Source organism: Bradyrhizobium sp. CIAT3101 (assembly GCF_029714945.1).
Lineage (GTDB): Bacteria > Pseudomonadota > Alphaproteobacteria > Rhizobiales > Xanthobacteraceae > Bradyrhizobium.
The window spans coordinates 4,213,678-4,226,264 of record NZ_CP121634.1 but is presented as its reverse complement, the minus strand read 5'-3'; the positions used below and the strand labels follow the sequence as shown (position 1 = coordinate 4,226,264).

Annotated in this window: 11 protein-coding genes and 1 tRNA gene; 9 read left to right on the top strand and 3 right to left on the bottom strand. The window is 62.8% G+C overall.

The genetic code is table 11. The features are described from left to right. Window positions 1–16: 16 nt before the first annotated feature. Together QA645_RS19905 and QA645_RS19900 are read right to left on the bottom strand one after the other, a co-directional pair. The gene (locus tag QA645_RS19905) at window positions 17–2,278 is read right to left on the bottom strand and encodes a TonB-dependent siderophore receptor (protein ID WP_283053263.1); all 2,262 of its coding nucleotides are present in this window, start codon (window positions 2,276–2,278) and stop codon (window positions 17–19) included. Window positions 2,279–2,461: 183 nt separating this feature from the next. Further along, the gene (locus QA645_RS19900; RefSeq protein ID WP_283052458.1) at window positions 2,462–2,977 is read right to left on the bottom strand and encodes a MarR family transcriptional regulator; all 516 of its coding nucleotides are present in this window, start codon (window positions 2,975–2,977) and stop codon (window positions 2,462–2,464) included. A gap of 179 nt (window positions 2,978–3,156) precedes the next feature. On the opposite strand from QA645_RS19900, the gene QA645_RS19895 reads away from it, so the two are divergent. Both QA645_RS19895 and QA645_RS19890 read left to right on the top strand, forming a co-directional pair. Continuing rightward, on the top strand, window positions 3,157–4,347 hold the full coding sequence (locus QA645_RS19895) for an aromatic ring-hydroxylating dioxygenase subunit alpha (protein ID WP_283052457.1): 1,191 nt from the start codon (window positions 3,157–3,159) through the stop codon (window positions 4,345–4,347). An 85-nt stretch (window positions 4,348–4,432) separates the two neighbouring features. Further along, window positions 4,433–5,725: an MFS transporter gene (locus QA645_RS19890; protein WP_283052455.1), complete on the top strand. Its 1,293-nt coding sequence runs from the start codon at window positions 4,433–4,435 to the stop codon at window positions 5,723–5,725. A gap of 6 nt (window positions 5,726–5,731) precedes the next feature. On the opposite strand, the gene QA645_RS19885 is transcribed toward QA645_RS19890, so the two are convergent. Next, a complete protein-coding gene (locus tag QA645_RS19885; RefSeq protein ID WP_283052453.1) occupies window positions 5,732–6,640 on the bottom strand; it encodes an alpha/beta hydrolase in 909 nt (302 codons plus the stop codon). Between the two features lie 245 nt (window positions 6,641–6,885). Between QA645_RS19885 and QA645_RS19880 the strand changes: the two genes are divergently transcribed. The 7 genes from QA645_RS19880 to pepT all read left to right on the top strand — a co-directional run bounded on the left by QA645_RS19880 (window position 6,886) and on the right by pepT (window position 12,585). Beyond that, window positions 6,886–7,089, top strand: a complete 204-nt coding sequence (locus QA645_RS19880) for a hypothetical protein (RefSeq protein WP_148773714.1) — start codon at window positions 6,886–6,888, stop codon at window positions 7,087–7,089. Between the two features lie 539 nt (window positions 7,090–7,628). Further along, a tRNA-Asp gene (locus tag QA645_RS19875) sits at window positions 7,629–7,705 on the top strand. A gap of 410 nt (window positions 7,706–8,115) precedes the next feature. Beyond that, window positions 8,116–9,357 (top strand): cytochrome P450, encoded by a 1,242-nt coding sequence (locus QA645_RS19870; RefSeq protein WP_283052450.1) that lies wholly within the window; start codon window positions 8,116–8,118, stop codon window positions 9,355–9,357. Window positions 9,358–9,850: 493 nt separating this feature from the next. Then, on the top strand, window positions 9,851–10,051 hold the full coding sequence (locus QA645_RS19865; protein ID WP_283052447.1) for a hypothetical protein: 201 nt from the start codon (window positions 9,851–9,853) through the stop codon (window positions 10,049–10,051). A 328-nt stretch (window positions 10,052–10,379) separates the two neighbouring features. Then, entirely contained in the window at window positions 10,380–10,592 is a 213-nt protein-coding gene (locus tag QA645_RS19860; RefSeq protein WP_254193993.1) for a hypothetical protein, read from the top strand. A 304-nt stretch (window positions 10,593–10,896) separates the two neighbouring features. Then, window positions 10,897–11,226, top strand: coding sequence for an HU family DNA-binding protein (locus QA645_RS19855; protein ID WP_254131880.1), 330 nt, complete (start codon window positions 10,897–10,899; stop codon window positions 11,224–11,226). Window positions 11,227–11,337: 111 nt separating this feature from the next. Then, window positions 11,338–12,585, top strand: a complete 1,248-nt coding sequence (pepT, locus tag QA645_RS19850; protein ID WP_283052444.1) for a peptidase T — start codon at window positions 11,338–11,340, stop codon at window positions 12,583–12,585. The last annotated feature ends 2 nt before the right edge of the window (window positions 12,586–12,587 follow it).

Genomic DNA, 12,587 nt, shown 5'->3' with positions numbered 1-12,587 from the left:
CTCCCCTTGCCGAGCCTTACCATTTGTACGAGACGCTGGCGGTGACGCGGCGGCGATCGCCGTAGAAGCAGGACGAGGCCGAGGCGCAGCTCGCGACGTAGATCTTGTCGGTCAGATTGAGCACGTTGATGGCGGTGCGCCAATTCTGCCATTCGTAGTGGACCGCGAGATCGCCGAGCACCACAGCGGGAACTTCCAGCGTGTTGGTGGTGTCCGCCCAGGACGAGCCGACATAACGCACGCCGCCGCCGAAACCAAAGCCCTCCAGCGGACCGTCCTTGAAGGTGTAGTCCGCCCAGCCCGAGATCAGCGTCTCGGGCGTATTGGTCGGCGTCTTGCCGATCAACGACGGATCGAGATCCTTGCTGTTGAAGAGATGGTAGGCAGTGAAGGCACCGATCAGCTTCAGCTCCTTCGTGGCGTTGGCCACCGCTTCGAGCTCGATGCCGCGCGAGGTCACCTCGCCCGTCTGGTTCTGCAGGAAATTGCCGGATGCGTCGGCGGTGACCGCCGTCGTCGGGACGTTCTGCCGCTTCAGGTCGAACACCGAAGCCGTGAAATAGCCGTCAAATCCCTTCGGAGCGACTTTCACGCCGATCTCGGCCTGCTGGCCTGTCTCCGGCAGGAACAGCTGGTTCGACGCATTGAGGCCGATGATCGGATTGTAGCTCGTGGCATACGAGACGTAAGGCGCGATGCCATTGTCGAAATTGTAGATCAGCCCGGCGCGCCCGCTGAACCTGCTGTCGTCGCGTTGGGCAATATTTGCTCCGGTGTCGCGGGCAGCCTGCGTCGTCTCCACCCAGTCATTGCGGCCGCTCAAGACCAGTGTGAAGTTACCGAGCTTCATTTGGTCCTGGACATAGGTGCCGGCCTGCTTCTGCGTGAGCAGGAAGTTGCGGAACGGCGCGCCCGTCAGCGGAATGTCGAGACCATAGGTGGGATTGAAGACGTTGATGGACGGCACAGTGCCGAAGTTGAACGCCTGGTAGTCGTCGATCTGATAGCCCTTCAGATCGACCCCGAACAGCATCGTGTGCTTCACGGGACCGGTGTCGAAGCGGTACTCCAGCTGGTTGTCGAGATTGGCCTGGTTGGCGGTGTTCTTCGCATACCAATTGTAGCGGCCCATCGTGGCCGTGTTGATATTGTCCCAGCCATTGCCGACGAAACCGCGATAGGTCAGGTCGATATGCGCGAACCGCGCATTCTGCCGGAACGTGAGGTCGTCGGTGAGATTGCGCTCGAACTGATAGCCGAGCATCTCCTGCTCGCGCGTGAACTTGTCGACATTGGGATCGCCGACGAAGAAACTGGTCGGGATCTTGCCGAACGGCGCATTGGTCACCGTGCCCTGATAGGGCAGGAAGTTGATGCCGCGGGTGTCCTGCTTCGAGGCCGACGCCAGCACCGTGAATGTCGTGTCGGCGTCCGGCTTCCAGGTGAAGGACGGCGCGATGAAGTAATTGTTGTCGGGCGTGAAATTGACCTGCGTGTTGCCGTTCTGGACCTGGCCGACGACGCGGTAAAACAGCTTGCCGTCCTGTGGCTGCGTCGCAACGGGACCGCCGACATCGAAACCGACATAGGCATTGCCGAAATTGTTGACGCCGGCCTCGATGTAGCGGACCGGCTCGGTCGGCGGCATCTTGCTGATGACGTTGACGATGCCGCTCGGGCTCGATCCGCCATAGAGCACGGCCGACGGACCGCGCAGCACCTCGACGCGCTCCATGTTCGGCGGCTGCAGCTTCCAGCTCGCATAGGACGTGTAGAACAGCTGCATGCCGTCGAGAAACAGCCCGACGTCGTCGGACTTGAAGCCGCGGATCAGCCACCAGTCGTTGCGGGTGTCGGCGCCAAAGGTGCCGGCGCGGACGCCGGCGGTGTAGCGCAGAACTTCGTCGAGCTTGTTCGGCTTCTGGTCGCGGATCTGGTCGGCGCCGATCACCGATACCGATTGCGGCGTCTCCATGATCGGCGTGTTGGTCTTGGTGCCGGACGAGCTGCGCCTGGCAACATAGCCCTGCACCGGACCACGCGGATTCTCGACGACGCCGACATTGCGTTGTTGTTGCGGTTTGCGGCTGTTCGCCGCCTGCACCTGGCTTTGCGTCCGGCGCGGCGCGCGGACGGCAGCGCGGCGGCGTTCCTGCGGTGCAGCCACGTTCACCGGCGGCAGGCTCTGCGCACCGCCTTGCGATGCGGATTGTGCGAGCGATGCCTGCGGCATCAAAACCAAAGCGGACACGGTCGCCAACACGGCCGACCGCAGCATTCCAAGACTGTTCAACGCGCCACCCCAATGTGCATTTGATCGTCATGCCGCCTGTCCCGGGACGGCATGCGTTGGGGTGACGCTTAGGGGAGCGCATGCGGTTCCCCTAATTGAAAGGCTCTTAGAACATCTCTTAGAGACGCTCTTAGAAGCACTCGAATATTTCCGGAGATTGCTGCGCGATCAGCGCGAAACCTTCTCGGCTTCGAGCATCGCTTCCGCCGTCGCGGTGAGACGCTCGACCTGCGCGAGCAGTGTCTCCAACTCGGCCTCGCTCAATTGCTCGAGCAGCATCCGGTTGCGCTCCTGCGCGCCTTCGACGATGGCGTCATGTGCCGCGAGCCCGGCAGGCGTCAGCGATACCAACACCTCGCGGCTGTCTTTCGGATTCGCCGACTTCGCGATCAGCTTGCGCGAGACCAGCTCGGCGAGCGCACGGCTGATCTGGCCCTTGTCCTGACCCACGGCCTCGGCGAGCCGGGCAACGCTCATCGGCGGTCGCCGGCCGAGCGAGGCGACCAGGCCGAACTCGACCGAGGATAGGCCTGCGAGGCGCTTGTAGCGCAGGATGGCGCCGCGCTTGAGCAGGTTGGCGAGCACCATCAGCCGTGATGACAGCATCACGGTGATCGGCGCCGGCGAGTGATTGTCGTCCGTGTCGGACGATTCTCGCCCGTCAGTGCTCGATGTCTGGCTCATGGTCCACCTCTGCCAAGAAAGCCAAGACGTGCCAAGCCTTGGTAGCGCAACCTCCCCAACCTGTTCCGAATGCGATTAAGACGCATTCCGGAAGATCGTTGACATTGTCATCGAATTATCTTTCACTGGGACAACACAAGGCGACCCGGCCACCAAGGCCTGCGGCGGGAGGAACAAGCATGACGATCACTCAGCGGGATCGCGATCTCGGCACGGCCTATGCGATGAAACCGGCGCACACCCGCACCGAGCTCACCTCGGTCGTGCGCGGCACGCCGATGGGCGAATTGCTCCGCCGCTATTGGCATCCGGTCGGACTCACCAGCGATGCCACCGACACGCCGAAGAAAGTGCGCGCGCTCGGCGAGGACCTCATCCTGTTTCGCGACAAGCACGGTCGCGTCGGCCTCCTCCACGCCCGCTGCTGCCACCGCGGCACTACGCTCTATTACGGCAAGGTCGAAGAGGACGGCATTCGCTGCTGCTATCACGGCTGGAAGTTCGACACCGAAGGCCATTGCCTTGAGCAGCCCTGCGAGCCCGACGGCGGCCAGTTCAAAGATAAGGTGCGCCAGCCCTGGTATCCGGTCGAGGAGCGCTACGGGTTGATCTTTGCCTATATGGGCCCGGCCGAGAAACGCCCGGTGCTGCCGCGCTACGAGTGCCTCGAAAACATGGACGACGGCGAGTTCGTCGAGGCCGACGATTCCTCGATCGGCGGCGGCGGGCCCGCGGTCATCCCCTGCAACTGGCTGCAGCATTTCGAGAACGTCGTCGATCCCTACCACGTGCCGGTGCTGCACGGCTCGTTCTCGGGGCCGCAATTCACCAACATGATGGCATCGATGCCGGAGGTGAAGTTCGACAAGACACCGCGCGGCATCGCCGTGCGCTCGATCCGCAAGCAGGACGACGGCCGTGTGTTCTACCGCGTCACCGAAGCCGCCCTCCCCACCTTGCGCGTGGTGCCGAACCCGCGCGTGGCGCAGTTCGCTCGCGTGGAATCGATCGGCTGGACGCTGCCGATCGACGACACCTCGTTCCGCATCTACGTCGCCGGCCGCGTCAAGAATTCCGGCGACATCGGCCGCATGCGCTCGAAATTCAACGGAAAATTCTGGTGGGACATGACGGAACAGGAGCACCAGCAATTCCCCGGCGATTACGAGGCCCAGGTTGGCCAGGGTCCGGTCACGGTGCACTCCGAAGAGCACTTCGGCCAGAGCGATCGCGGCATCCTGATGATCCGGCGCATGCTCGGCGACCAGCTCGAAGCGATGGAAGCGGGCCGCGACCCCATCGGTATCTCATTCGACGCAAGCGCGCCGCTGGTCGAGTTCGAAGCGGGGAACTACATTCGCGAAGCGTAGCCACTTCGCTCGAAAAAGCTCTCACGCAACCAGCTCCGATAAGGGCTGGACCCATAAAGATAACAAAGACAAATTGGGGGAAGCGATGGTCGATGTGACGTCAGAGGTGCCGGTGCAAACGGCCGCCGCGGCAAAGCCCGCGGCGCGGCGCTATTACGTGCTGGGTCTGCTCACCGTCATCTACGCGCTGAACTTCCTCGACCGCACCATCTTCAACGTCCTGATCGAGCCGATCAAGAAAGAGTTCCAGCTCAGCGACACCATGATGGGCCTGCTCGCAGGCTTCGGCTTCGCGCTGTTCTATTCCCTGCTCGGCATTCCCATCGCGCGCGTCGCCGACCGGCTCAACCGTCGCAACATCGTGGCGCTGGCGTTCGCGTTCTGGAGCGCGATGACGGCGCTGTGCGGCATGGCCTCGAGCGTGACCGCACTGGCCTTTGCCAGGATCGGCGTCGGCATCGGCGAATCCGCCGGCTCCCCCGCCTCGCAGTCGATCGTCGCCGATCTCTTCGCCAAGAACGAGCGCCCGCGCGCACTCGGCATCTACGCCATCGGCACCTATCTCGGCGTCTTCCTCGGCTATTTCGTCGGCGGCTACGTCAACCAGCACTACGGCTGGCGGATGGCCTTCTATGTCGCGGGCGTGCCCGGCATCCTGCTGGCGCTGATACTCTGGCTGACGATCTCGGAGCCGAAGCGCGGCGCGATGCAGGAGAACTTCGTGCCCGAGCCGCTCGGGCCGACGCTGCGCTTCCTCGCCTCCCAGCAGAGCTTCATCGTCGTGCTGATCGGCTTCTGCCTCACCACCTACACGAATTATGCGACTGCGGCCTGGATCCCGCCGTTCCTGGCGCGCGTGCACCATCTGTCGAGCGCCGAGATCGGCACCTATGCCGGCACGTTCAAGGGGCTCGCGGGCATGGCCGGCACCCTGCTCGGCGGCTTTGTCGTGGCGCAAGTGAGCCGCCGCGACGACCGCTGGAAGCTGTGGGCGCCGGCGATCACCTCAGGCCTCGCCGGCCCCGTCTTTGCGCTCTGCATGCTGACGCAGGATTTCACGATGATGGTCGCGATGCTGGCGCTGACCTCGTTCCTGGTCGGCTTCCATCTCGGGCCGATCTTTGCGATCGCGCAGACGGTGGCCAAGCCCAGCATGCGCGCGCTCGCCTCCGCGCTGATCGCCCTCACCGCGACCTGCTTCGGCCAGGGCGTCGGTCCGCTCGCGGTCGGCGTGGTCAACGACGCGCTGAAGGGCAGCTACGGCGCCGACGCCGTGCGCTATTCCCTGCTCTCGGCCGCGGTCACGACCACGCTCGGCGCCCTGCTGTTCGTCTGGGCGGCGCGGACCATCCGCGCCGACATCAAACGGGCGAGCTGAGCCCTCTCAGGCGCTCATGAAGGCGAGCATGTCAGAGATGAGACGCTCGCCATGCGTCAGCGGCAGCGGGTGTGGCCCGCCCTCGTAGACAATCAGCTTGCTGCCCTTGATCAGCTTTGCGGTCTTGGCGCCCGTCAATGGCAGCGGCGCGCTGGCATCCTTGTCGCCATGGAGGATCAGCGTCGGGCGGTCGATCCTGGCGGCCGCCGCACGCAGATCGGCGAAGCTGATTGTCTTGCGGCATGCCAGCGCCACCGGCAGCGGCACGCTGAGCATCATCTCGCGGATCCAGGTCCGCGTGATCTCCGGCGTATCCGGGAGAAAGAACGGCGCTTCATTCGCCGCGATCCATTTCGCGAAGTCGCGTGCGACGGCCGCATTGTCGGCCTCGATCATCGCCTTGGGAACCGCATCCGGATTGTCCTCGGTCTTGACCAGGAATGGCGTCGTCGGCGCGACCAGCACCAGCCTGGCGATCCGGTCCGATCCGTATCGGGCGAGATAGTTCACCGCCTCGACCGTCCCCATGGAGAATCCGACCAGCGTCACATCGCGGAGGTCGCGCGCCTCGATCAGGGCTGCGACGTCGTCGGTCAGCATGTCCAGATCATAGCCTGATGACGGCATCTCGGACCGGCCGTGCCCACGCCGGTCGGGCGCGATACAGCGGAAACCTTTTTCGTTGAGTGCCGCAATCTGGCTGCCCCAGGTGCTGGCGTCGAACGTCCAGGCCGTCAGCAGCAGCACCGGCTTTCCGTTGCCCCAGTCCTGCACGAACAGCTTTGTGCCGTCCGTGGCCGTCACGAAGGACGGCCGCGCGACCGGCTGGGCCGCGGCGGCTGGTGCGTTCCTGCTCGACGCCGCCGCGAGGGCGGTTCCAAACAACGTGGCTTCGAGGACGGTTCGACGGTTCATGGTGCTTCTCCCTTGCCGGATCGTTCGCGGCCGATGAGAGCCATCATGACGAAGGGATTTGGCCCCCGCGATTACGCGGCAGGTAAGAGCCCATCCGGCGTCCGGCCGGCCCTTCAGGCCCGCCCACCACGAAACCCAAATGGCCGGATGAAACCATTTTGCGGAACCCGCGAAACGATCCGGAAACAGATGCTCCTTAAGACATCAGCCTACAGACGGCGCCAAAGCCCGTCGGGAGGCTTACGATGAACCACTCAATTCACTCTGCAGATCGGGGTACCCACCTGAAGATCGTGGTGGTGGCGCTGGTGGCCGGCATCGCAGTGGCCGCCTTCGGGATCGCAGCCCGCACCAACGCCGATTACAGCCAGACCGCCCAGTCCACCCACGTGATCAAGGCCGGCAAGCCGGTGGCGATCACGAGCTCGGGCACCTCGACGGTGCGCTGACTGCAGGAAAAAGGTCCGGTTTGAGACGCAATGGCCGCCCCGGGGCGGCCTTTTGCTTTTGGCCATCATTTGGCCTGCGCCGCGCAACAGCCCCGCCAGCGCTCATGCAGTTCGATCGCCTCCAGCAGCAGCGCCATCAGCGTGTTGCCGAGATTGATCGGGGCCATCGAGAAGTTCGGGTTGAGCGCGATCCCCTTCTCCTAAATGGCGCGGGCGTCCTCATAACGCTTGAGGTCGAACAGCACTGTGCGGAGATCGCAATGGACATTGGACACACGCGGGCTGACCGAGATCGCGGCGCGCAGGACCTGCTTTGCCTCATCAGCCGCTTTGGGTCGCTGCTGAGACAGACCCCAAGCGGATGCAGCGTGTCGAAATGGTCGGGATGATTCGGAGCCCGCAGGCAGCCGTCCGGGCCGTAGCGATACGGTCCCGCCCCGCTCCAACAGGCGTTTGCGCCCCGTCAACGCAACGTCCTTGACTTCACCATGTCCCCCCTTTAAGTCCCCCCTCGTTCCGCGCGGACACATACGCGTCACGCGGGAGTAGCTCAGTTGGTTAGAGCGCCGGCCTGTCACGCCGGAGGTCGCGGGTTCGAGCCCCGTCTCTCGCGCCATTTTTGGCGGAATATCAATCACTTAGATTAGCCCGATCCGGACCCTTCGATATCGAAGTGATCAGGCTTGCCGGCGCCCTGAGTTCAAAGTTAACGCTTGTTGACGGCACCGAACTCCGTCTCGCCGGTTGTTTCTCGTGACGGAACGGACCTCGGCTTTTGTCCGTGATGAGAACGCCTCCTCGCGCTCCGCCGCGCCGACGAGGCACCCCGCAAATTTCCCGATGGCGGCCTCGACGCGATTGGTCAGGCGCGCGGGTTGCCCCGCCGGTTACCGGCGTCATCAAGTCTCCGGTTTCAGAAACCGCTCCGTAGCCGCGTGCGGCAAAACTCGCCAAATCCGATCGCATCGGCGGCCATCGCGGGCGGCTCTGCGTCATCGGAAAGGTGCAGCACCGCGGAAAACACCCATGAATCGATCTGAGAGCCCGGCCGATGCGTATGATACGCCGCTTAGCGATATCGACGTTAGCAATCCAGCCATTTACCAGCAGGACATCTGGCAGCCGTTATTCGCCCGTCTGCGGCGCGAAGCGCCGGTCCACTACTGCGCCGAAAGCCGCTATGGTCCGTATTGGTCGGTTTCGAGCTACAACGACATCATGGCCGTCGAGCTCGACCATGCGACTTATTCCTCGCAACTCGGCGCCGGGTTCCAGATTGCGGACATACCGGCCGATATGAACCGCCGCAGCTTTATCCGCATGGACCCGCCGCGCCATACGGCGCAACGCAAGGCGGTCGCTCCGGTGGCGGCGCCCAAGAATCTCGCAAGCTACGAGATCTCCATAAGGGAACGCACCCGCGCCGTACTCGACGCGCTGCCCCGCAACGAGAGCTTCGATTGGGTGGATAAGGTGTCGATCGAGCTCACCACCATGATGCTGGCAACGCTGTTCGATTTTCCCTGGCAAGAGCGGCGCAAGCTGACCTATTGGTCGGATGTCGCCGTCTGCGATATCAACGCGCCCGATGCACTCGTGCACTCAGAGGAGGCACGCTCCGCCGAGCTGATGCGGATGGCCGACACCTTCAAAGGCCTGTGGCAAGAGCGCGCGAAGGCGCCGCCGCGGCTCGACTTGATCTCATTGATGGCGCACAACGCGGAAACGCGCGACCTCCCCGCGATGGAATTTGTCGGCAACCTGGCTTTGCTCATCGTCGGTGGCAATGACACGACGCGCAACTCCATGTCGGGCGGCTTGCTGGCTCTGTCGGAGAACCCCGATCAGCTTGCAAAGCTAAAGGCCAATCCCGGGCTCGTCCCTGGTCTGGTCGCCGAGACGATCCGCTATCAAACGCCCGTCATACACATGCGCCGGACAGCGACGCGCGATTGCGAGCTTGCCGGCCAGCGCATCCGCCGAGGCGACAAGGTCATCATGTGGTATGTTTCCGGCAACCGCGACGAGAGCGTGATCGACCGCCCGGAGCATTTCATCATCGATCGAGCCAAGCCGCGCCAGCACCTCTCCTACGGCGCGGGTATTCATCGCTGTGTCGGTGACCGGCTGGCGGATCTGCAACTTCGGATACTCTGGGAAGAGATCCTGGCCCGCGACCTCGACATCGAGGTGTTGGGACCGCCGCGGCGGCTGCACTCCAACTTCATCCGCGGCATCCGGGAGCTGCCAGTCCGGATCAATGGATGAGTCGCCTGTTGGCCCATCGGTACGCCGAGGACAAGACCACGAGCCTACTCAAAGCTCAGAGGGCTGTTCTGTTCGCTTGAGCACATCAGCAACACGCACCGGCGCGGAACCGGTTCTGGCGACTCGTTGTCGCACCGCTGTAGCGACCAAGTGTGGTCACTGCGCTTCCTCGCCCTCGCCCTCAACACTATCGACGATTGCTCGAGCGTGTCACCGCGCTTGTAGCCCTGCGTGAAAGCCTCGACGAACGAACGGCAATCGACCGCGATCTCGTTCAGCCCTGCGACGATTTCTCCCAGTCGCGTTGACACAGAATTCGCTCATTGAGGACGTCCGATATCTCAATGAAGGACGACCTACATCGGAACACGTTGCCGTTGGTGCGAAGACGTTCGCGGTCTGCGCCTGACGGCATGAGGACTATTTCGAGTGTGATGCCGGCAGTGTTGTCCTTGGTCCAAGTACCGCTTGTAGGGCCCGTCAAGGAGCTGTCATGAAAGCGTCGGAAGTCATTTCGAGATTGCAGGCCGTCGTCAACAACCGCGGCGATCTTGACGTATTCATCGGGCACCATAAAGGCTTGATCCGGGACATTCACTTCTGCCGCGATGAAGAGATGCTGGAAGGCGATTTCATCACGATCGCGACGGAAAGCTTTATCATTCAGCGGACCGTGCTTGACGATCCAGCCTAAGAATTACGGCCCCGCTATATGCAGCCCCTCGAACCAAGTTCGGATCGGAAGAGAGTGGGAGGTCCGGCCGAGGCGTTCTCCGCTTGGCGCCGAGATCGAGGGGCCAGCACACGAAAGTCGCTCAGTTAGCTCGTGCACGAATATGCACTTCTGAACATTCTCCGAAAACCAAACATTGGTTGGTGCGGGAACATCTGCTCCAACAGACAATGCCTCACCGGGGCTGGCTGCATATTTCACGTCGATTTTTTCACCCGGTTCATTTGACCACGCGGGCCGCATCTGCCCCCAGCTGCGGCCTTCGCATTCGGTTCGAAGGATTGACCCTATGCCCAACGAACATTGCCTGATCGTCCACGCAGCTGGAAGACAGCTGGATCTGCTGCGCGGAGAGGCTTCGCGCATCGCCAAAGGGAAACTCATCAACTGGTGGACCGATCGCGCGGAAGTCGGCACGCGGTTTTGTTTTGAAGATCTCGCGGCGAAAGAAGCCTTTGCGCTAACCTGCGACGACTTTGGCATTCGCTGCCGAGACGGCTAGTCCAAAACAAATCCGCCGGCACGCCGGAGGTCGCGGGTTCGAACACCGTCTCTCGCGCCATTCTGGCAACATTTTCAAAAACTTATCTGAACATCCTCAGCCAAAGTGACGATGCCTGTGTCGAAACTCGCCCCTTGCGCTCGTCCGGAGCCGGCAGAAACGTGCGGATTCGTCTGAACAAGCACGCGAAAACCCCGCTCCCGTCGGCCGGCATAGTCAGTCCCAGCCCGAATCGTCTAGGCCTGCGGGAACTTGGCAGCTGGGAGCCCGGCAAGCTTCCGCGACACACCCGAGGAGGCCAGACATGGCGAAAAAGGATTCGACGAAGAAGGATTCGGCGAAGAAGGCAGCGGCTCCAGCCACGATCACGCTCAAGCACCTGGCGGCCGACATCGCGGAAAGCCAGGACCTCTCCAAGAAGCACGCCGAGGCCGTCCTCACCGACATGGTCGACCTGATCACCAAGCACCTGAAGAAGGGCGACCGCGTCCGCATCGTCGGGCTCGGCATCCTCCAGGTCCGCAAGCGCGCCGCCCGCACCGGCCGCAATCCCGCTACCGGCGAGGCGATCCACATCAAGGCCAGCAAGAAGGTCGCGTTCCGGCCGGTCAAGGAACTGAAAGAGGCGATCTAGCCGGTCATTTTTTGTTAAGCCTGATCCGCCGTCCTTCGGCCGCAACGCGGCCCGCTTTTCTGGTATACCGGCGCTTCCCTGCTCCAAAAAGCTCCCGTGGTTTGACCAGACATGTCCCTGACCTTCGCGCATACCGTGACCGAGCGCTTTCTGCGCTACGTCACCATCGACACCCAGTCCGATCCGAATTCCCCGGCCTCGCCATCGACCGAGAAACAGAAGGATCTCGGCCGCGTTCTCGTCACCGAGTTGAAGGCCATGGGCGTCACGGACGCCCATCTCGACGATTACGGCTATGTCTACGGAACGATCCCGGCCAACACCGACAAGAAGGTGCCGGTGATCTGCTTCTGCTCGCACATGGACACCTCGCCCGACGTCACCGGCAAGGATGTGAAGCCGCAAGTCGTGAAGAACTATCGCGGCGGCGACATCACCTTGCCCGGCGATACGACCCAGGTGATCCGCTTCACTGAACATCCCGCGCTGAAGAACCAGATCGGCAACGATATCGTCACCACCGATGGCACCACGCTGCTCGGGGCCGACAACAAGGCCGGCGTCGCCGAGATCATGGATGCCGCGCATTTCTTCATCAACAATCCGGATGTGAAGCACGGCACCATCAAGATCCTGTTCACGCCGGATGAAGAGATCGGCCGCGGCGTCGACAATGTCGACATCAAGAAGCTCGGCGCCGATTTCGGCTACACCATGGACGGCGAAAGCGCGGGCAGCGTCGAGGACGAAACGTTCTCGGCCGACGGCGCCACCATCACCATCACCGGCGTCAGCGCCCATCCCGGCTATGCCAAGGGCAAGATGGAGCACGCCATCAAGATCGCGGCCGCCATCGTCGAGCGTCTGCCCAAGGAAGGCTGCTCGCCCGAGACGACGTCGGGCAAGCAAGGCTTCCTGCATCCTGTCGGCATCGAGGGCGCGCTGGAACAGGCGACCCTCGCCTTCATCGTACGCGACTTCACCGAGGAAGGGCTGAAGGAGAAGGAGGTCCTGCTCGAGGACATCGTCAAGGACGTGATGAAGGATTTTCCGCGCTCAAGCTACAAGTTCGAGGTGCGGGAGCAGTACCGCAACATGAAGCAGGTGATCGACCGTCACCCGCACATCCTCGAATACGCCATCGAGGCGATCCGCCGCGCCGGCCTGCGTCCGATGCGCACCGCGATCCGCGGCGGCACCGACGGTTCGCGCCTGTCCTTCATGGGCCTGCCCTGCCCCAACATCTTCGCCGGCGAGCACGCGTTTCATTCACGGCTGGAATGGGTGAGCCGGCAGGACATGGAGAAGGCGGTGCAGACCATCGTGCACCTGGCCATGATCTGGGAGGAGAAGGCGTAAGC

Coding starts and splice junctions, on each gene's coding strand:
- QA645_RS19880 (WP_148773714.1), top strand. CDS start 6,886: ATGAACCACTCAATTCACTCTGCAGATCGGGGTACCCACCTGAAGATC.
- QA645_RS19900 (WP_283052458.1), bottom strand. CDS start 2,977: ATGAGCCAGACATCGAGCACTGACGGGCGAGAATCGTCCGACACGGAC.
- QA645_RS19860 (WP_254193993.1), top strand. CDS start 10,380: ATGCCCAACGAACATTGCCTGATCGTCCACGCAGCTGGAAGACAGCTG.
- pepT (WP_283052444.1), top strand. CDS start 11,338: ATGTCCCTGACCTTCGCGCATACCGTGACCGAGCGCTTTCTGCGCTAC.
- QA645_RS19885 (WP_283052453.1), bottom strand. CDS start 6,640: ATGAACCGTCGAACCGTCCTCGAAGCCACGTTGTTTGGAACCGCCCTC.
- QA645_RS19865 (WP_283052447.1), top strand. CDS start 9,851: ATGAAAGCGTCGGAAGTCATTTCGAGATTGCAGGCCGTCGTCAACAAC.
- QA645_RS19905 (WP_283053263.1), bottom strand. CDS start 2,278: ATGCTGCGGTCGGCCGTGTTGGCGACCGTGTCCGCTTTGGTTTTGATG.
- QA645_RS19855 (WP_254131880.1), top strand. CDS start 10,897: ATGGCGAAAAAGGATTCGACGAAGAAGGATTCGGCGAAGAAGGCAGCG.
- QA645_RS19895 (WP_283052457.1), top strand. CDS start 3,157: ATGACGATCACTCAGCGGGATCGCGATCTCGGCACGGCCTATGCGATG.
- QA645_RS19890 (WP_283052455.1), top strand. CDS start 4,433: ATGGTCGATGTGACGTCAGAGGTGCCGGTGCAAACGGCCGCCGCGGCA.
- QA645_RS19870 (WP_283052450.1), top strand. CDS start 8,116: ATGAATCGATCTGAGAGCCCGGCCGATGCGTATGATACGCCGCTTAGC.